Source organism: Sphingobium sp. SA2 (genome assembly GCF_032227065.1).
Lineage (GTDB): Bacteria > Pseudomonadota > Alphaproteobacteria > Sphingomonadales > Sphingomonadaceae > Sphingobium.
The window spans coordinates 2,243,816-2,262,713 of the sequence record NZ_JAPMXX010000006.1 but is presented as its reverse complement, the minus strand read 5'-3'; the positions used below and the strand labels follow the sequence as shown (position 1 = coordinate 2,262,713).

The window sequence follows — 18,898 nt, the reverse complement described above, 5'->3', positions numbered from 1 at the left end:
CCTTTGCATATCATCCGCGCCACATTCACTGGCCTGCTTTTACTCCGCCATGCTGGCCTAAAATCCGACCGCCGTTGACACTTTGTCCGGCAGGTGACGGCGAGGAACTGGTGTCGGCCTGCGGCTGCCTCGACGATTTCCCCGAAGCCGTCGCCATGATGCAGACGGTCCGCCTCGCTGGCGCCGACCTTGTCTGCACGGCCAGCCGCCGATGAAGCGGCTTGCAACATTCTTCGCCGGCGCGGGGCTACTGCTGCTTGCTACCTGCGGTCATACGCAGGCGTCGTTCGCGCAAACACAGCAAATTAAGAGCTGGCTCTGCGCCGTAGATCGCAACGGCAATGACGATGCCGCGGATGAAGACGAGGTCGCCAGTTGTGCCACTGTTGCCGGCGGCGGGCATGCCTGTCCCATCGGCCGGACCGCCTGCCTGCTTGGGACCGACGATCGATACAGCTGCCCCTTGGGAAGCCAGTTCGCGTGCCTGTCGCTAGACGGCGAGTCACCGCCCAGCTGTTCGCCTCATGCATGCATCGATACGAGCATTAATCCTGTGGAAACAGATGTTCCCGTCGACGATCCAGGCACGCTGGCCGATGGCACGGTCGATGCCGATGGCAATTGTCTCGGCACGATCGAGATATTCGGTGGCCGCAATCTCAGATGCCGTCCGCCAGGTCTTAGCGTCACCTTCCAGAACTGCTGCAAGGACAAGGGCAAAATAGTCAAGGACGGCATGGGCTCGTCCATCAGTTCTATCGGTACCAAGATCGCCGTCGCCAAGGGCGTCTTTACGGGCGTCAAGGCGGCCTACACGGCATTTCGCGCTGGGGCGACGGCGGGACAGGCCGCAAGTGCGGGCGCCAACGCGCTGATCGTCGGCATTGATCCCACATCGATTGCGATCAGCCTTGCCATCAACTTCATGATGGAGGTGCTGCTGCAGGGCTGCGACCAACAGGATATGGAAGCAGGCATGCTGCGCGGTTCTGGCATGTGCCATGAGGTCGACACCTACTGTTCTTCGAAGATCCTGGGGATATGCGTCCAGAAGGCCAGAAGCCAATGCTGCTTCAATTCCAAGCTCGGGCGCATCATCCAGGAGCAGGGACGCCCGCAGTTGAAAGCGTTCGCCAGCGGTTGGGGCGAGGTCAAGTCGCCAAATTGCCGGGGTTTCACGCCACAGGAGTTTCAGGCGCTCGACTTCAGCCGCATGGATCTCTCCGAATATTATAGCGAAATCGAGGCCCGCCCGGCCGAACTCATCCAGAACGACATGAAGGAAAATGTCGATGCCTATATGCGCGTCATCAATCCCTGACGCCCTCAAGCGTCTGTCGGCTTGCCTTATCCTGGTCGCGCCAGCCGCGCCTGTCTGTGCGCAGGAAATCAGTCACCCCGGACCGCAGGAAACGGGCGCGCATCGGACTTTGACCAACGAGCCCAATGCATCGGATCGGCTGAAGGCTGCCATGGATGCGCGAAGGCCCGCCTCCAGGAAAGGGCCTGCTTCCATCCCCGACATCCCGCATGACGAACGCTCCCGAGCATTTGAGCGCCTCAGAGCACGCAGCGCGTCGCCCGATATCGAGAGCCGCGCCCGTTCGGCAAGGGACAGGGCCGCCATGCAGCTCGAAGCGCAGCGCGAGGCCATGTCCGCGCGCCTCCATCAGGCGATTGGCCTTGCGCCGCCCGTTCGTTCGCCAGCAACGAGCGCTGCGCAAGACAGCAGAGCAGGCACGCACATGACATCCGACACATGGGTGCCCGTTCTGTTCGTATCCTCATCCATGCCGATTGAAACGTTGCGGACCTATGCCGGACAGCTTGAGCGCGCCCGCGGCGTGCTTGCCTTTCGCGGCGTGCCAGGTGGCCTTGCCCGGATCGAACCTATGGCGAGGCTATCCGCGCGGATTTTGCGGCGCGATCCAGGCTGCGAAGGTCCGGCCTGTGCGATGCGCGATGTCCAGTTCATCGTCGACCCGCTCCTCTTCCGACAGCAAGGCATTGCGCGCGTGCCCGCTCTCGCCATGATCGCAGGCGACCCGACCAGACCCTATTGCGAGCGCGAGGATGATCTGCCCGCGCCCGCCGCCCATCTTGTCCTTGGCGACGCGGCGCTGTCGGGGCTTCTTGAAGAATATGGCCGGATTGGCGGAGGAAGGGAGGTTCGCGATGCTCAAGCTCGCCTTTCATCTCGGTAAGGCTGGGTCGATCCGTCTCGCAGCGCTTCCGCGCGAGGCGGCAATCGCCCTTGGCGGGGCGGTTGCCGATCGACCGCCAATCCCTCGCCGTCTGTGGATCGCCAATGCCGTCATCCTTCCGCTCGCCTGGATGGTCTGGTTCGCCCTTCATCACTATGTTCTGGTGATGAGCCCATCGGTCAACGCGTGGGTTGTGCGACCCGCGCCGGGCTTGATCGCAAAGGGCGACCTTGTCTCGTTCGACCTCGTTCATCCGCTTGCAGGCCCGGTGCCGGTGCGCGTGACGAAGCGGGTCATGTGCGTGGGCGGAGAGAAGCTGCACCAGATCGCGCTTCCGTTCGACGCCAGACATCGCAATGCCCGTTCTGCCTATTTGTGCGATGGCAGGCTGGTTGGCGTATCACGGGCATTCGGGCGCAACGGACAAGCCCTCGCGCCCTATCGGTGGGGCGATCTCCCTATCCCGCCGGGACAGGTCTATCTTGGGTCTGATCATGACGACGGATTCGACAGCCGCTATTATGGTCTGATCGCGATCGAGCGTCTCACACGTATGGAGCGGGTGCTGTGATGGCCCGCCTTCGCCTCGCCGTCTCGATAGTGTGCGCGCTCGCGCCCATATCCGGTCACGCCCAGACATCCGTTGACCAGGCCTGGGGCTATTGGTGGTATCAGGCACCTCCCAAGACCAGGTCCGAGGCAGACGAGCCCGTCCTCGATAAGCCCCTCATTCCACCCATGAAGGAGCTTGCGCGCTGGACGCCGCCACGCATCGCCAAGCTCATTGAGGCGCAGCGCGATTATGCCGCGACCGTGCTCAGCATCGAGGCCGTATCGGACTTCTGGCGGCTGCAGGATTTTGCGCGCCGCAAAGCCCGTGCTTTCGCCGGCGTCACCCAACTGGCCATGCTCGCGCATCCCGAACTCAACGCCAAGTCCGCCAATCCGATGGTAGGCGATGCGCGCGCCATATTGGGTGCGCAAAAGGAATCTGTGCGCCGCAATTATCTGCGCGCACACGCGCAGCAGTTCGCGCTCGTCATGTTCTCGCGGGAAAGCTGCGGCTATTGCCGTGTCCAGTGGCCGATCCTCCAACGCTTCCAGGACGAATATGGCTGGCAGGTGACGCGACAGGACCTCGACGGCCATCCCGGCATGGGCGAGCGCTTCGGTATCGAGGCAACGCCGACAACCATGGTCATCCGTCGAGGCAGCGCGCAGCGGATGGTGATTGCTACTGGCGTGGAAAGCTTCCCCAATCTTGCCCAGACAGCCTATCAGGCCATCCGCCTGCTGCGTGGCGATATCCGCCCAGAACAGTTTCTGACCGGCGCTGGCGAGGAGGATGGCTTCTTCGACGCGCTTGCCAACGGCCCTGTTTCTCCAGCGTCGGTTGCGGTCGAGCTGCCGGGCAAGGCGCCACTGCCATGAGCCCTGGAATTCACAATCCCATCGCCGCTGCAGGCGCGACAAGGGTGATGAAGCCTCTTATTCTGGCTACTGTGGCGATGAGCTTGGTGAGCGGCATAAGCGAAGGTGCGCAAAGCGCTGCGGTCAGGGAGGCTGAACGCGCCGCTGTCCATCCGGTCGGCTCAGCCTCCCAGATGCGCGCTTGGCTTGCCCGCGTTCCGCTTACCTGGACCTTCCCGCCTGATTTTGCCGAAACGCTGCGCGGGCATGCGCCGCTCATCACGGTCGAAATGAGTACAGCGCCCGGCTGCTTGCCCTGCGGGGATATGTGGAAGAGCCTTCACCGACTGCGCACGCGCTACGGCTGGACGATACGCACGATCGACGCGCGCCAGGCGCTTGAGCGATCCGGCCGCCTCGGCCTTCCCTGGATCGGACATCCGGTCCTCTGGGTACGGCCAACTGCAGATCCAAACAGGACGATCCCGGTCGCGATCGGCACTGACCATGAGGTCAATCTGGCGCGCAATATCTATCTCGCAACCAAGATGCTCAGCGGCGTGCGCCCAGGCATTGGCTTGCGCGCCATGGCGAAGTTTACCGGCATCGTGGCGCCCACGGCTATCCGCTTAAATTCGATCAGGAAGGACTGACGATGGCGGATCTCAGCCTCTTCTCCTCTTTCAAGCACAAGGAACCCGCCATGCCTGCCTTGTCCCTTCGTCATCTTCTGACCTTTTGCTGCGCGGGCGGTCTTGCTCTCTATGGCAATCCAGCGAATGCCCAGAGCTGGGCGGAAAGCTGGTTCGACAATGTCACCTACACCAGCCCCGGGAGCTTCGAGGACCAGACGCGCGGTTATGTCACGGCGGGCGGAATGTCGGGCCGGGTCGATGTTCATAACGACTATCTGATGTCGCTCACGCTTCCCAAGGTGAAAGCTGGTTGCGGTGGTATCGACATGTTCCTTGGGGGCATGTCCTTCCTTGATCCCGACTATCTGGTCCAGAAGCTCGAGAGCATCCTCCAGGCGGCCCCGGCCGTGGCATTCCAATATCTACTCGAGACGCTCGACGAGAAGATGGGGAACATCATCTCGAAGATGGAGGCGGCCACCAATTTCCTCAATTCGATCCAGGTCAACGACTGTCGCCTGGCCAACCGCATGGTCCAGATTGCTCGAGGAGACGATAATATGTCGGGCATCATCGAGGAGATGACCGGCTACAAATCGGTGAAAGAGGGATTTGCCAAAAGCTACCAGCAAAGCCGCGAGAAAATTCAGTCCAACGGCAACAGTCCGACCGAGGATCTCAAGGACGCGCTCGCCAACTGCCCGACCGAGGTTACCGACATCTTCAGGACCGGCTCGCTGCTCGCCCATGCCGCCCAGCGCGTGGGCGCGGGCAATTGGGCGGGCGTGATGCGCGCACGAGTCGGCGACGTCTACATGCGGTGGAATGAAGCCGACAAGGTTCCGCTATTCTCCGCGATACCGGCCTGCCCGGCGCAGGATAGCGAAGGACCTGACGACTTTCTGACCGGCAAGGTCCAGAAACGAGCGCTCAACATACCGGCGACCGCACAGGATTGCTCGCGCGACGGAGAAAAAGGCGCACTCGTACTGGCGCGTGAGCGCTTGGTCGCGATTGCTGGTAAGATCCGCGCGAAATCTGCCCTTTCCATCGAGGAGCGGCAGTTCGTCGCCAATGTTCGAACGCTTCCTGTCTATCGCATGCTGGAATGGGGCGTACGGCAGGGCGTGGTCGACTCCGTGATCGGCGACACCGACGAACTGGTCGCGCTCACGCTCGCCTATCAGATGCTCAACGATCTCACCCGTACCATCGATTTCGCCCTGACCAACGCCGAGCGCGGCACAAGCGCCGCGGGTGCCGCCGATGGCGCGAGCGCCAATATCTGTCAGACGCGTATCCTCACCAAGGGCCTCGAACAGTTGCGGGATCTGCGTGAAGAAGTGCTGCGCCAGCGCGCGCAGATGCGACAATCCTACATGGCGGCGCTGAACCAGGCCAACCTCTCGGCCAATTATGCGGGCCTCCTTCGCCAGCGCGACCTCGATGCACGCAATGCCGCAGGTGTTGCGGCTTCGGCCAATCGCTAGGAGGAAGAGCTTCGATGAGGATGTCCCCTGGACCTTTTTCGATCCGCCACCTTTTCTGCGTAGCAGCTGCAGTGGCGGTCCCGGACACCGCAATGGCGCTGGAAGCAAGCTATCACAGCTATGACGGTTTTGAGGAAACGGTCGATGCTTTCCGGCTCGTCTCGATGATTTTCGCCGACCCGCGTTACGAGACGCTCGTGCTGATCATGGCGGTCGCGGGCGTGGCTTTGGGCGCGGTCCTCGCCAGCATCAGGGGCCAGGGCATGGGGCTCATCGCCTTCGGCTTTCAGATGCTGATGGGCGTCGGCCTCTTCGTCGGCTTCGTAGCGACCACCGGCACGGTCCATGTCTATGACCGGGTCCGCAACGCCTATCAAGCCGTAGGAGATGTGCCTAATCTTCTCATTCTGGTAGCGGGCACGACCAATCTCATCGAGCGCGCCCTTGCCGAGACCATAGACGACAACAGCCTCGATCCAGGCGCCAAGCTTGAATTCGGCGCGGGCGGCCATGCCTTCGACCTGTTCTTCAACGCCGCCTCGCCTCGCGGCCCCATGACCGACACCTTCCTTGACGCTACCCTCAAGGATTATGTGCGCCAATGTTATCCGGTGGCAAGAGTGTCACCCGCTTATGGCGTCGACGACGACATGCTGTTTCGGACATCAACCGATCTTCCCGCCGCCTTTGCAGCCATGGCTGGCCCCGCCACCTTCTCGACGGTCTATAGTTCCGAAAACAAAGCGGGCGAGACGGTAAGCTGCGCGGATGCATGGGCGCATATCTCTGGGCGGCTTGCTGATCCTGCGCTTTTCGAAGCCTATGCGCGCCAGACCTGCACGCGGACCGGGTTCAATGTCGCAGATGCCAACCAACTTGCCCGCTGCAAAAGCCAGCTGGGGGAAATGGGCCAGATGATGATGGGCACACCACTTTCCCTTCAGGCCTTCATGACCGACATCATGCTTGGCAACGCGGTAGGCGATGTCCTTTTCGAAGATTCGCCCGCGACCGCGGCAAGAGTGATGGCCAATCGCGCGGTCATATCAAATGGGCTTTCGACCATGTCAGCCGTCAATGAATGGATGCCCACGATCCGCTCCACCATATTTGCGATCATGCTCTTCATGGTGCCGGTGGCCCTGCTCTTCCTGTTGACGCCGATCAACCTACGCGTGCTCTCCTATGCCTTTGGTCTGTTCATTTTCGTCGCACTGTGGGGCGTGATCGACGCGGGCATCTACCAGTTGACGCTCGGCCGGGCGATGGACGTGCTCGCCGAGATGCGCGCCAATCATGTGGCCGCCAATGCCTGGATGCTTGCCCCTTCGTCGGCCATGAAGGCACTGGCGATCTTTGGGACCTTCCGGACGGCGGCAGCGGGTCTTGCCGGCGCATTCGTGTTCACCGTCTTTCGCTTCTCCGGGAATATTTTCAGCTCCCTGACCGGCGGTTCGGCCAGTATCCAGGCCAGCGCCGCTGGCGCAGGCGCGCCGATGGCCACCAGCGAGGGCTATGCGTCCGCCCTTGAGGCACAAGGCGCGGCGATCGGGACAGGTCATCGCAGGGCGGCCTCTTCCAGTTTTACCGATTTTGGCGAGCGTACCTCCTTCTCCTCCTCCCGTTCATTTGGAGAGGCAGGCTCGATCATTGGCGAAGGCACTCGCGGGGCGCCGGGAAAGACCGCCCTTGCCCTTGGCGGCATCGATGCGCAGCGCGAACTGGGCGGCCTTGCGCCGGCCCTTGCAAAAGGCGACCTGACAAGTCCTGCCACAGCTCAGGCCGTCCGGGCGAATGCGGCCACTGCGGCCATTCACCAGTTTGCAGAGAAAGATGCTCTCAGATCGCTGGGGACCCGCTATTTCGGCGAGGGCCAGCAAGGCGAGCAGGCCCTTGCGGCATTCGCCCAGACCATGGTGCAGTGGAAGGCTTTCGGCGACCAGAATGCCTATGCGATGATGAAACAGGCGGCGACGCGCCATTTCGAGCGCGGGGGCTACAATGCCAGGGATGCTGACCTCAAGGCGGCGAGCGTTATTGGGGAGGCGTCGGCCGATCCAACCTTTGCCAAACTCATCGCAAATGCCTGGGATCAGGAACAAATGCTCAGAAACGACCTCACCGGTGCTCAGGTCCAAGTGGGCGCGATGGAAGGCCGCCGCGACTTCGCCGGCGATAGCGTCGCCGGGATCGAGCGGGTCAACGTCTCTGCCGAACAGGCGCACCGCACCGGTTCGAACCAGGGGCAGCGCGATGCCTCTGCCATGCTCGGCCTGCCGCTGCAGGAAACCAGTCGCCGGATCGCCTTCATCAATACTCTTTCAGGAGAGGCGCGCTCGTCGTCCATCACGCAGCTCGCCCGGGCCACCGGGAGGAATGAAGCGCAGGTCGAAAGGGCTTTGGCCACCTATTCGGCCGCAACCCAGCTGGGTACGGCCGACGGCGCAACCTCTGAAGCGGCCAGGGAAGGAATAAGCGTCTATGGCAGGGCGCGCGAGAGTGCTGGCTATGATTTTGCCGAACGGGCTGGGAAGCTCGACGCCCAGCGCGAGGTCGGTCTTGACGGAACGCGCAGCGCTGCGCGAATCGGCGAGCAACGACGGCAGTCGGAGAATTTCGGCTTTGCGCAAGGCGCCGCAGCTGCGGGGGTCTCGACGCGCGAGGCAGCCCGCCTCGATAGTTTCATCCGGACGCTCGCCGACACGTCGGGGAACCAGGTCGAAATGGCTGAGGGTGGAGCAAAGGGCGTCGCTGATCGCGCGGGCAATGCGCGGATGACCTCGATCGTTGAGAAGGAGCGTCTTTCCCGGATGCAGGGACTGCTGCGCGCTAACGGCATCGACCTTACAAAGCGGCAGATCGCGATGGACCAGAATGGCGACTTTGGACTCAATCTGACCCCACAGACGGCGGCTCAGATGTGGAAGGCAGGTCTTCTCAACGAAAGTCAGCTCGGCGCCGTGGCCAATGGCGGCCATGCGCGCTTCAGCCTCGCGCACAACGACCTGTTGGTCTCGAGCAGCACAGGCTTTGAGAAGTCTGCGCGCAATGACACGAGCACACGCTTTGAAGCTGGAAAGCAGGCTGGGCCAGACACAATCGAGCATTTCATGGGCGGCGGTGCCGAGGGCCAAGCCTCAATGGCGAACTGGCTGCGCGGCGGGTTCGAGATGGACCGAAAGGGCCATTGGCGTCTCAAACCCCAGGTCGCCGACACGCTACAGCGTGATGTTCAAGCAATCATGGCGCAGACCGGATGGCAGCGATCGATAGCCCGGAGTGCTCAAGATCAAAATAGCTTCAGCATAAGCGCAGAAGGGCAAGTCGCCGGGTCACATGAAAGCGGTGGCGACAATAAAAAGATCCGGATGGGACGGGCGGTTGGGCGAGCAGGTGGTTCGCTTGGGATCTCAAGCACGGAAAGCGGCAACACGAGCGAGACCGCAATCTCCGACCTCAATATTGTCAATTTCGACGTCCGCCAAGCGATAGCCAACGCGGAGCGTTCTGCCACTCTCTCTCACTCACCGCACCAAGCTTTCTCAACGGAATTATCAGAACAAATCCTCGGGAAAGACGGCCTACGTAACCGGTATCTGCGCGAAGCCGATGGCGGTCGAGGTACGTTCGACATAAATGCTCCGGTGACTTCGCTCGAGCAATCCTCCTTACTATTGAATGGGCGATTATCGAGTGATCCAGAAAGCGGGCCAACTGACGGTAATAAAGCATTTAAAGCTCGCGATTAATGCGAACAGCATTCAGGGGATTGAGTGGGTTACCAATCCAAAGCAATCCCGAGTGAGAATCAAGCGGATCTATTTCTCGGGGAAGCCCGGATGGCCCTCTTCTCCGCTCAAGGAAAACACCGTCGGCATAATTGGCCGCTTCTTCAACCGGGAAGTCGCCAAGCCTTGTTTTTATCCGCCCGAACCCGAGAACAACAAGCATCAGCGGCGGAAAGAACGCTACCGTAAGATAGCCAGCGACGCCTGGCTCGTTCAGCCAATCGAGCCCTACCACACTGCGAGATGCCAACTTTGCAGCCCAGAAGGTCACGGCTAGCGCCCACCATATTTTAGCATAGCGCGGCGACCAGGCCCAATCGCGAATTCGGCTCCGCCCAAATCCGGGAGAGGCTGAGGCAGCGCCTTCCTTGAGATCGTTCATCATGACGGCTTCTCCGAAAGTCAATTAGCCCGACGGTCTAGGCCTTCCAACGCGATTTCCCGGCCAAATCTACCCTCTCTCCCTCCACTTTCAAAGTACATGGCGGGGAAAGATGAGGATTTTCCACAGCGAACAAACACACAGCTGAAAATAAATCCGGACGGACAGCGCATCTTTGCGCCACTGCCGCCGTCCCCACTATCAAGCTCCTTCGCTTCTCCAACTCCGTCCGCGAGATTCTAGTCCAGGTTTTCGAGAGGTTTGCTTGATCGCGCGGCCGCCCGGCGCCGTGCATATCGTACCATCCCGGGATCAAGCTCCGGCTTGTTCCAACGCTGAGCAGCGCCGACTACCATCAAATCATCGGCGTGGGTCAAAAACGTAAAGACCTTGTTCGTCACCTCGATCATCAAGGCTTTCATCTCCTCTTGGGAAATGCGCGACAGCCGGGTCCAGGGGATGTCACCATAAGGTGTCACCACCTTGACGTCGCTATAGTCACCCGTTTCGCTGCGAACCACCGCGCCGGCATGGATATCCTCCAGCTGCGTGTTGCGAAAGCATTGTTCTACAAGTGCGAGGGTGAAGAAGATCTTCTCTTCGTCGGTCATCTCGTCAGACATCGATGTCCTCCAATTGCTAACCCAGGCTTTGCGGTCGCAAAGTGCGGGCGTTCCATCATCGCGTCGGGAGGGCCTCCCGAAACGGTCGCCACCCTCTTATACTCAAATACATGCACCAGCAGCGTGGGCTCTTTCAGCCCCACCGTCTGGCTTTCCAATTCTACGCCCCGAACTGGCGGCGCATGTGAAAGTCAGCCATTCAGCTGGTGCTTCAGCGCTTTTGCCGACGCGAACCCCAGCCTTTTCGACGCAGCGATCTGGATTGTGGGGCCAGTTGAGTGATTGCGGCCTTCGCGCGCGGTACTTCCCGTCATCATGAACTTGCCAAAGCCGTTTAGGGAAATTTCATCGCCCTTGGCGGCGGCATCGGCAATGGTCAAAAACAGCGTGTCGACAGCTTTGCGGGCGTCGGCCTTCTAAAACCCAGTTCGCTCGCAATCGCATCGGCGAGATCGCCATTATTTCATGGCATGCCTAGACCACCACCGGGTTGGCCGCGCCAGCCACCTTTCTGGAAATGAGCGCCGCCCCTCCAGCCAATGCCTGCAATCTTGCGCAAGCGGCGGCATCGTCACAGCCACGATGACCAATTATCATGGCTCTGGACAGACGCTGTCTACGGCAGCTATCGCGCCGCCATGACTATCGTTGCAACCATCATGAATTCGGCTACCGGCCAGCCCATCCAGAAAATGACCTTCGGGCGCATGCCCAAACCCTGGGCCAGCTTCAACCTGGAGAGCGGCGAACTGGTGACCGCCGATCGCGTCCATGTGGGTAAGCCCGCACCTGGCAAGTTTGTAGCGCCGGTCGAAGTTTGGGTGACGCCTAAAAACGGCGGCTAGGATGAGCGCAGATGATCCACAGCCTTTCGACAGCAGGGACGGCCAAGCGCAACCGCCGCATCAGTTTAGATATTCTATCGCCATGATTGGATCGTGTCCCACAGCGTGGTGTAGGTTCGCTGGGATAGCCACAGCGACCTCCGGCTAAGCCGGATTGATCATGCTGCCATGGCAGGCAACGTGATGATGGGATTATCGCTTAAACCTGAGACGCTCTCAAGTGTCATGTAGCGGCAGCGTTGGACGGCCCATTCGTCGTTCTGTTCCAGAAGGATAGCGCCGACGAGACGGGTAATCGCCTCTTCGTTGGGGAAGATACCGACAACATCGGTGCGCCGCTTGATCTCGCCATTGAGCCGCTCGATCGGATTGTTGCTGTGCAACTTCGTGCGGTGTTGGGCTGGGAAGGTCATGTAGGCCAGCACATCCTCCTCGGCGCTGTCCATCAGAGTAGCGAGTTTTGGCACGGTAGGGCGCAATTGATCGGCGACGCTACGCCATTGGGCCTTTGCGGCCTCTGGAGTTTCCTGGGCGAAAGCGGTGGCGATGAATGCCGACACGACCCGGCGTCCACTCTTGCCGGCATGGGCCAGCGCATTGCGCATAAAATGAACCCGGCATCGCTGCCAGGTGGCGCTGAACACTTTGGCGACGGAGGCTTTTATGCCTTCATGGGAATCTGAGATCACCAGCTTCACGCCGCGCAGACCGCGACGAGCAAGGCTGCGTAGAAACTCGGTCCAGAAGACCTCCGCTTCGGAATGACCGATCGCCATGCCGAGCACTTCGCGCCGGCCATCGCTGTTAACGCCAACGGCAATGATGACCGCGACAGAGACGATGCGACCGGCTCGCCGCACTTTGATGTAGGTCGCGTCCATCCAGAGATAGGGCCAGTCGCCTTCGATCGGACGATCGAGAAAGGCCTTCACCCGCTCGTCGATCTCCACGCACAGTCGGCTGACCTGGCTCTTTGAGATCCCACTCATGCCCATGGCTTTGACCAGATCGTCCACAGAGCGGGTCGAGATCCCCTGGATATAAGCTTCCTGGATGACGGCCGTCAGTGCCTTCTCTGCCATACGGCGGGGCTCCAGAAACCCTGGAAAATATGTTCCCTTGCGCAGCTTGGGGATCCGCAGCTCGACCGTCCCTGCTCGCGTCTCCCAGTCCCGATCCCGATAGCCGTTGCGCTGCGCGAGGCGCTCAGGATCTTTTTCACCATAGGCAGCGCCGGTCGCACCGCCCACTTCCAGTTCCATCAGCCGCTGCGCGGCAAAGCCGATCATGTCGCGTAGAAAATCGCCGTCGGCTGTCTTCCCAACCAGAGCGTGCAGGTCCATCTTGTCATTGGTCATCGGAGGTCTCCGTAAGTTGAGCTTCGCAACCCAAACTTATCCGAAGTTCGCCGGTGACCACCCGCGAAACTGACCGGCCGCTACAGCGCTTTATCGATGAGCGCGCGTCCGGTCAGCTTCGCTACCCTCAAAACCTACACCACCTCCTGGGACACGACCCATGATTGGACAACGCGCGGTTCCCAAGAAGGGCTGTACCGCCCCCTAATTCCCTAATTACCTAAATCGGCCGTGCCGGATCGTGCAATTCGCCGGTGGTGACCCTATCTGCGATGCCATGCAAATATTCACCATCGGATATGAAGGCGCGACCCAGGCCGAACTCATCACGGCGTTGAAAGCGGCCGGCGTGACCCTGCTGGCAGACGTGCGTGCCGTTCCGCTCTCGCGCAGGCCCGGCTTCTCCAAGAATATCCTTGCCGCAGGTCTCAAGGAGGCAGGGATCGACTATGTCGGTCTCAAGGCGCTGGGCACGCCGCCCGAGGGTCGCGAGGCAGCGCGCAAAGGCAATCATGCCCGCCTCGCTGCGATCTACGCCGGGCAGCTCGACCTGCCCGAAGCTATCGTCCAGGGTGCCCAATTGATCGAAATGGCGCAAGATAAGCCTACCGCCCTCCTTTGTTTTGAGCGCGAGCCGGGCGGCTGCCACCGCTCTCTTCTGATCGACGCCATAATGCCTGATGCCGAACGGATTGATCTTTTTCCCGCAAGTACGCCATCCGTTTAAACGCGAAGTCGATTGTGTCTGGACGATTGTCCAAAGAACGACCGCCACGGCTCAGAGTGATGACGCTGTCAACTGCGCGATACACGCCCGCACATTTCGGTCTAGCAGATCGCATTGATGCCCATCACGGGACGCATCTTTTCGTCGGGTTGCCTTGAGCCCGAAGTCTCCCATCTAGGTGTGGATGGTTAGCGTGTTTCCCGATCTGTTTGCGACCCCGGCAATCCCGGGCCTTTCCTATCGTGAAGACCTCCTCTCGCGAGAGGAGGAATTGACCCTGATAGCCGGGATCAATGCTACCGCGCTCGAGCCATTCCGCTTTCAGGGCTGGCTTGGCAAACGCCTAACCAGTTCCTTTGGCTGGCGCTATGATTTCGACGATGCCCGCTTCGGGCCGACGGATCCCATGCCTGATTGGCTGCTGCCTATACGCGACAAAGCCGCCGCTTTTGCTGGCCTCGAGGCCGCCAGCCTCGCCCAGGCACTTTTGATCCGATATGATCCCGGCGCAGGCATTGGCTGGCACCGCGATCGCCCGGTCTTCGACCATGTCGTCGGCATTTCACTGGGCGTGTCGGCCCCTTTGCGTTTTCGGCGGCGCAAAGCGAGCGGGTTCGATCGCATCACCGTCCCGCTGGCACCGCGTTCGATCTATCACCTCCATGGCGAAGCGCGGTACCAATGGGAACATAGCATAGCCGAAATGGAAGAGACCCGCTGGTCGATCACCTTCCGTACGCTCGCTGAGAAACTGGAGGGCCGGAACATGATCAGATAGCTGCCCACCTTCAATGCTGCATGGCGCCCGCATCGAGAAGCTGGTCCAGGCGCGTCGCAATGCCGAGCCAATGCGCAACACCGGCCTGATCGCCCGCCAGCGCTAGCGTTCCTACCCTTTCTGCAATGAAATCGCCTGCATTCGCGCCATGTTCCCGCTCGACCGCCAGCGCCTCAGCCCAACGTTCAAGATCGGCCCTCACAGCAGCGACGGCGCAGATGCTGCTGCCCGTGGCTTGTTCCAGGGATCGCTCGTGCGCGTCATCTCGATAAGATCGTCGGGGAAGCAGCGATCCTGGAAGGCTACTGCGTCTTCAAACGATCCTCCAAGCCATTGGTCATATTCATCCTCATGCAAAAGCACAGGCATGCGATTATGCACCGGACGGATCGCTTCATTACAGTCGGTCATGACGCCCGAATAGACCGCGCCCCATTCCTGACTTTCCCGCCAAAGCCCGGCCCAGGCGAAGACGGGGCGATCCTTCAGATTGAACCAGGTGCGGGTCTTGCTCCCCTTCTCGCCTTCGGCTTCTGCAAAGGCAGTGAGTGGGATGAGGCAGCGCCATTGGGGCTTTCGCGCGAGGCCGACCCACATGGGTTTGCGCAGGTCGGCGATGTTATTGACAGGCTTGGGCTTGGATCCTGGCTTCATGCCGCGCAGGACCACCGGAAACCCCCAGACCATGGATTGAAGGATCCGCTTTCCTTCTGCCTCGCGCACCACCATGCCAGGATAGCCGGGATAGACTTCGTCCGGCACGTTCATGGCAGCGATATCAGGCGGCTCGACGCCGAAATGCGCCGCCACCTCGGCTGCGCTTAGTCGCTCAGTATAGAGGTTGCACATTGTTGCACCTGCCTTGTCGCGCCGCCCTACTACAAGTGTTGCGCAGCGTTCAGAGCAAGGCAAGCTGCGGCTGCGCCTTCACCGGCAATTTTCCGCTGCGCCAGAGATCTCCTGTCTGCTCGACGACCATGCGCTCAGCAGCAAAGGGCGCGCGATGCTGGAATCCGGTGACGTCCCTGATGTCGCCGTGCAGCCAGGCGTCTTAGTCATGGGAATCGAGAAGGACCGGCATCCTGTCGTTGGTCGGCATGACCGCGGCGTTGGCGGCCATGGTCATACCGGCATAGATCGGTCCGTAGTCGGGCAGTTCCGGCAAAAGCCGGCCCAGGCTATGACTGGCGCATGTTTGACCGAGAACCAGGTTCTCGTCTTGTGGCCGGGCATGCCGTCAGGATTGGCGAAGTCGGTAAGGACAATGAGGCCGCGATAGCGTGGGTCCACGACCATATGCTCCCACATGGGATTGGTGAGATCGGCGACCAGCCCCTGTCGCTGAAGATGATAGCCATGGTCGCGCATCTCGCGGGTCAGGCGTGGGAAGCGCCACCCCATCCACCGCAACAATCGACGTCCCCGACTTTCGAATGCGCAAGCCAACGTCCAGCCAGGACGGTATCGCTTTTTGGCAGTCTATGGGCTTCATCGTCCTCCCAGGACGTGCTTGTCTTCGAGGGGCCTTACATCCGGGATGCCCCATCCCATCTATGGCATCTATGCCATCCAAGACGATGCATGATGGAGACCAGAATGGCTACGGCGCCCAATGATGCCCTGATTGTCCTATGTCCGGCTTGCGCAACGGCGAACCGGTTGCCCCGCGAAAGGCTGACCAAGGGCGGAACCTGCGGCCGATGCAAGCGCCCCCTATTCTCTGGGGAGCCGGTCACACTGACCGCAGATAATTTCGACGCGCATGCCGCGCGGTCCGATATTCCCCTGCTCGTCGATTTCTGGGCGAGCTGGTGTGGTCCCTGTCGTCAGATGGCCCCCGCCTTCAGCGCCGCGGCCGGACAACTTGAACCCTATATGCGGCTGGGCAAGCTTGATACCGAGGCGCATCAGGCAATTGCGGATCGCTATGCCATCCGGTCCATTCCCACGATGATCCTTTTTCGGGGTGGCCGCGAAATTGCGCGGCAATCTGGCGCTATGCCGCAACAGGCCATCGTCGCATGGGCGCGCGAGGCGGCAAGGCCGGCGTGAGCCAGCAGTCCCCCATCCACCCAGCAACACCCGATGGTCGGTATTTTGTTGTGCGCGGCCGCCTATGGCGGCTGGCCAATCCCGCGTTGGACGAAGACGTCCGAGCTTCGCTGGTATCGGATCTGATGCAGGCGCGTAGAGCCGTGCGCGACGCCCGTATAAATGGCGATGTATCGGCCGAGCGTGAAGCGCATGCGGCGGTGGACATTGCCAAACGCAGACTTGGCGAGCGTGGCCCAGTCTGGTGGACTGATGGCGCACCTGACTATAATCGCCATATGGCGCGCAATACGCCCTATGCTGACTGGTTTGCCGCTCTTGACTGACGCGATTTGCGCAGCGGCTTGTCGTTGAGCTCGATCCAAACCGGAGCATGGTCGCTCGTCTTTTCCCATCCGCGCGGCGCTGTATCGACCTGCGCCCATTCAAGCCTGCTCCGTGCCTTTGCGTTGAGCAGAATATGGTCGATCCGAAGGCCTGCGTTGCGCTCGAACGACCCACGCCAATATTTCCAGAAGGTGTAGATGGTCTCATCGGGGCGCATTTCGCGCAGAGCATCGCTCCATCCCTGCTCCAGCACATGGCGATAGGCTTCCCTCACCTCCGGCGCGAAGAGCGCATCGTCCCGCCACCGCTCGGGCGCATAAACATCCAGATCGGTTGGCATGACGTTGAAGTCCCCGGCGACCACAACCGGCACATCGAGATCGACGAGCGAGGCAAGGTGATCATGAAGCCGCTCGAACCAGCGCAATTTGAAGTCGAACTTGGGTCCAGGGCGTGGATTGCCGTTGGGCAGATAAAGACCAGCCACCAGAACCCCGGCAACCGCCGCTTCGATGTAGCGGCTTTGCGTATCGTCCGGATCGCCCGGCAGCCCGCGACGCGTCTCGTGAATTTCACCGACCCGGCTCAGGATCGCAACGCCGTTCCATTGGCTTTGCCCATGCCATATCGCGTCATAGCCTGCGTCGCGGATCGCTGTTTCAGGAAATTTATCCTGTGGCGCCTTCAGTTCCTGCAGACAGACGATGTCGGGCTCGGCTTCGCCCAGCCATCTTAGCAGGACAGGCAGGCGCCCGTTAATCCCGTTCACATTATAGGTCGCGATCTTCATCGTTGCGTTGACCCAGCTGGCGCGGGAGAGGCATGGGAATGGTTATAAGTCATGGATGATCCACACATCCCTGCGATCAGCCTGGCGCGTCGAGCGCCAACAAATCCTGCTCCTCTGGATGGCGATCAAAATAGCCGGCAACGAATTCGCATAGCGGCACGACCTTCAATCCCTTCTCCCGCACGTCCGCCAACGCGCCGGCGATCAGCTTGCTGGCAATGCCTTGCCCTTCAAGCGCCTCAGGAACCTGCGTATGCGTGAAGACCAATGCGCCATCGCGCCGTTCATAGGCCGCAATAGCCGTGCCACCATCGACCTTGAGTTCATAGCGGCTCTCGCCTTCATTATCGCGGACGTCCTGCGTCTCAGCCATGCTCGGTTCCTCTTTCTTTCAGGTCTATGCATCGGCGATTTTCGCAGAGCCGGTCGATAGATCGAACAGCTGGACAATGGTGAGGTTCCGCTAGAGCTGTCTGCTGACGAATGCGGCCTGGCCTTTGCGTTCCGATGCCGTGGCAGCCACAAGCCTTGCTGGAAAAGCCGAGCTGCAGCGCTCATGAACAGCAGCTTCACCCGTCATTCATCGCAACATGCTATTTCATGTTCTGTCGCTTCTTCCCCCCTTTGGAGCGGCACCTCCCTGAACTTCGGTCCCGCCGCGAGCCTTGCTCTGGCGGGGCTTTTTTTATGCGTCCCCTGCTTTCATCACGATCGCCTTTTGGGTGTCACCTTGATGATTGCTTGTCTGCACGCGACCACCCATAGGGTCCAAATGGACCAAGAGACTTCCGAGCTCATCATGCGTGTCATCGCGCGCGCGCCGCAATGGCTTCGCCACGACCTGTCGTCAAAGGACCTCAACGCCCGTGGACGGGCCGAAGAAACACTCGCCGTCATGATCGTCGATGCGCTGTCGCACGGAACGCCGCAGGAGCCGGAAGGTTAAGCTTCGCGTGGGACCCTCCCATGGAGCATCTGTTTCGATGGGACGCCTTCTCCTCCCTGCCCTGCTTGTCGCCGCTGTTCCGACCGCAGCCTGCGCATCGAACAGCGACGCGCTGACCATATATTGCGACGGCGGTCGAACCTTCCTTGCCAAGATCAGCCCGGATGGCGCGCTCGTAACGATCGGGAGACGGACGGTCGCGCTCAGGCCAAGAGACTCATCGCTTGGGCGACGGTTTGAAGCAACAGGCGCTGCCCTGATCATAGATGGCGAGATGGTCGCTTTGGTACTCGATAACGATATCGATTTTCGAAACTGCCGGGTGAACCCGCCTGGTTCCTAGCTTTTGAACGCCGGATGAACTCGTCACCAGCCTGATCTCTCCTGTTTCAAGTGCTGGGAAACAGACATCTGCATCTCTTTGATCGTCCCCGATTCGGAATGCGGACACGGCGAACAGCGACCGAATGATTTGGCGATATCGATCCGGGCATCGCCCCTCGATGCTCTCTCGCGCTCAATATTTTGTAAACTCACGATCGC

The 18,898-nt window shown here is 60.6% G+C and carries 22 protein-coding genes and 1 pseudogene; 14 read left to right on the top strand and 9 right to left on the bottom strand.

Going from position 1 to position 18,898, the window contains the following annotated elements; genetic code table 11:
- Window positions 1–74: 74 nt before the first annotated feature.
- From OVY48_RS18690 to OVY48_RS18655, 8 genes are all read left to right on the top strand, one after another.
- Entirely contained in the window at window positions 75–215 is a 141-nt protein-coding gene (locus tag OVY48_RS18690) for a hypothetical protein (protein WP_313924897.1), read from the top strand.
- Entirely contained in the window at window positions 212–1,321 is a 1,110-nt protein-coding gene (gene traN, locus OVY48_RS18685) for a conjugal transfer protein TraN (protein WP_313923951.1), read from the top strand. The genes OVY48_RS18690 and traN overlap by 4 nt, the downstream gene beginning before the upstream one ends.
- Window positions 1,287–2,204: a type-F conjugative transfer system pilin assembly protein TrbC gene (locus OVY48_RS18680; RefSeq protein ID WP_313923950.1), complete on the top strand. Its 918-nt coding sequence runs from the start codon at window positions 1,287–1,289 to the stop codon at window positions 2,202–2,204. Before traN ends, OVY48_RS18680 begins: the two co-directional genes overlap by 35 nt.
- Window positions 2,176–2,775, top strand: coding sequence for a S26 family signal peptidase (locus tag OVY48_RS18675; protein WP_313923949.1), 600 nt, complete (start codon window positions 2,176–2,178; stop codon window positions 2,773–2,775). Before OVY48_RS18680 ends, OVY48_RS18675 begins: the two co-directional genes overlap by 29 nt.
- A complete protein-coding gene (locus tag OVY48_RS18670; protein ID WP_313923948.1) occupies window positions 2,775–3,635 on the top strand; it encodes a conjugal transfer protein TraF in 861 nt (286 codons plus the stop codon). The genes OVY48_RS18675 and OVY48_RS18670 overlap by 1 nt, the downstream gene beginning before the upstream one ends.
- A gap of 47 nt (window positions 3,636–3,682) precedes the next feature.
- Window positions 3,683–4,267, top strand: coding sequence for a hypothetical protein (locus OVY48_RS18665; protein ID WP_313923947.1), 585 nt, complete (start codon window positions 3,683–3,685; stop codon window positions 4,265–4,267).
- 2 nt (window positions 4,268–4,269) lie between these two features.
- A complete protein-coding gene (locus OVY48_RS18660) occupies window positions 4,270–5,739 on the top strand; it encodes a conjugal transfer protein TraH (RefSeq protein ID WP_313923946.1) in 1,470 nt (489 codons plus the stop codon).
- Between the two features lie 92 nt (window positions 5,740–5,831).
- Window positions 5,832–9,488: a conjugal transfer protein TraG N-terminal domain-containing protein gene (locus OVY48_RS18655; RefSeq protein ID WP_313923945.1), complete on the top strand. Its 3,657-nt coding sequence runs from the start codon at window positions 5,832–5,834 to the stop codon at window positions 9,486–9,488.
- Here the strand turns inward: OVY48_RS18655 and OVY48_RS18650 are convergent.
- The 3 genes and pseudogenes from OVY48_RS18650 to OVY48_RS18640 all read right to left on the bottom strand — a co-directional run bounded on the left by OVY48_RS18650 (window position 9,472) and on the right by OVY48_RS18640 (window position 10,971).
- Window positions 9,472–9,912: a hypothetical protein gene (locus OVY48_RS18650; protein WP_313923944.1), complete on the bottom strand. Its 441-nt coding sequence runs from the start codon at window positions 9,910–9,912 to the stop codon at window positions 9,472–9,474. The two genes, OVY48_RS18655 and OVY48_RS18650, sit on opposite strands and share 17 nt — an antisense overlap.
- A gap of 236 nt (window positions 9,913–10,148) precedes the next feature.
- Window positions 10,149–10,532: a hypothetical protein gene (locus OVY48_RS18645; protein ID WP_313923943.1), complete on the bottom strand. Its 384-nt coding sequence runs from the start codon at window positions 10,530–10,532 to the stop codon at window positions 10,149–10,151.
- 191 nt (window positions 10,533–10,723) lie between these two features.
- Window positions 10,724–10,971: pseudogene (locus OVY48_RS18640) on the bottom strand (HU family DNA-binding protein).
- A 199-nt stretch (window positions 10,972–11,170) separates the two neighbouring features.
- Between OVY48_RS18640 and OVY48_RS18635 the strand changes: the two are divergent.
- A complete protein-coding gene (locus OVY48_RS18635) occupies window positions 11,171–11,377 on the top strand; it encodes a hypothetical protein (protein ID WP_096063764.1) in 207 nt (68 codons plus the stop codon).
- Between the two features lie 158 nt (window positions 11,378–11,535).
- Here the strand turns inward: OVY48_RS18635 and OVY48_RS18630 are convergent, their stop codons facing one another.
- Complete coding sequence (locus tag OVY48_RS18630) at window positions 11,536–12,735, bottom strand: IS256 family transposase (protein WP_145206734.1); 1,200 nt, start codon at window positions 12,733–12,735, stop codon at window positions 11,536–11,538.
- A gap of 277 nt (window positions 12,736–13,012) precedes the next feature.
- On the opposite strand from OVY48_RS18630, the gene OVY48_RS18625 reads away from it, so the two are divergent.
- Together OVY48_RS18625 and OVY48_RS18620 are read left to right on the top strand one after the other, a co-directional pair.
- Window positions 13,013–13,462 carry a DUF488 domain-containing protein gene (locus tag OVY48_RS18625; protein ID WP_313923942.1) on the top strand — a complete coding sequence of 150 codons (450 nt, stop codon included), beginning with the start codon at window positions 13,013–13,015 and terminating at the stop codon, window positions 13,460–13,462.
- Between the two features lie 271 nt (window positions 13,463–13,733).
- Window positions 13,734–14,240 (top strand): alpha-ketoglutarate-dependent dioxygenase AlkB, encoded by a 507-nt coding sequence (locus tag OVY48_RS18620; RefSeq protein ID WP_313923941.1) that lies wholly within the window; start codon window positions 13,734–13,736, stop codon window positions 14,238–14,240.
- A 10-nt stretch (window positions 14,241–14,250) separates the two neighbouring features.
- On the opposite strand, the gene OVY48_RS18615 is transcribed toward OVY48_RS18620, so the two are convergent.
- From OVY48_RS18615 to OVY48_RS18605, 3 genes are all read right to left on the bottom strand, one after another.
- Complete coding sequence (locus tag OVY48_RS18615; protein ID WP_313923940.1) at window positions 14,251–14,442, bottom strand: DUF6961 family protein; 192 nt, start codon at window positions 14,440–14,442, stop codon at window positions 14,251–14,253.
- Window positions 14,439–15,089, bottom strand: a complete 651-nt coding sequence (locus OVY48_RS18610; protein WP_313923939.1) for an SOS response-associated peptidase family protein — start codon at window positions 15,087–15,089, stop codon at window positions 14,439–14,441. Before OVY48_RS18610 ends, OVY48_RS18615 begins: the two co-directional genes overlap by 4 nt.
- A gap of 273 nt (window positions 15,090–15,362) precedes the next feature.
- Window positions 15,363–15,641: a hypothetical protein gene (locus OVY48_RS18605; RefSeq protein WP_313923938.1), complete on the bottom strand. Its 279-nt coding sequence runs from the start codon at window positions 15,639–15,641 to the stop codon at window positions 15,363–15,365.
- A gap of 195 nt (window positions 15,642–15,836) precedes the next feature.
- Here OVY48_RS18605 and trxC point away from each other — a divergent pair, with 195 nt between their 5' ends.
- On the top strand, window positions 15,837–16,292 hold the full coding sequence (trxC, locus tag OVY48_RS18600) for a thioredoxin TrxC (RefSeq protein WP_313923937.1): 456 nt from the start codon (window positions 15,837–15,839) through the stop codon (window positions 16,290–16,292).
- On the top strand, window positions 16,289–16,618 hold the full coding sequence (locus OVY48_RS18595; protein ID WP_313923936.1) for a hypothetical protein: 330 nt from the start codon (window positions 16,289–16,291) through the stop codon (window positions 16,616–16,618). Before trxC ends, OVY48_RS18595 begins: the two co-directional genes overlap by 4 nt.
- Here the strand turns inward: OVY48_RS18595 and xth are convergent.
- Window positions 16,588–17,409 (bottom strand): exodeoxyribonuclease III, encoded by an 822-nt coding sequence (gene xth / locus OVY48_RS18590; protein ID WP_313923935.1) that lies wholly within the window; start codon window positions 17,407–17,409, stop codon window positions 16,588–16,590. The genes OVY48_RS18595 and xth overlap by 31 nt on opposite strands.
- 76 nt (window positions 17,410–17,485) lie before the next feature.
- The gene (locus OVY48_RS18585; RefSeq protein ID WP_313923934.1) at window positions 17,486–17,782 is read right to left on the bottom strand and encodes a GNAT family N-acetyltransferase; all 297 of its coding nucleotides are present in this window, start codon (window positions 17,780–17,782) and stop codon (window positions 17,486–17,488) included.
- A 183-nt stretch (window positions 17,783–17,965) separates the two neighbouring features.
- Between OVY48_RS18585 and OVY48_RS18580 the strand changes: the two genes are divergently transcribed.
- Entirely contained in the window at window positions 17,966–18,355 is a 390-nt protein-coding gene (locus OVY48_RS18580; RefSeq protein WP_313923933.1) for a DUF6771 family protein, read from the top strand.
- Window positions 18,356–18,898: the final 543 nt, after the last annotated feature.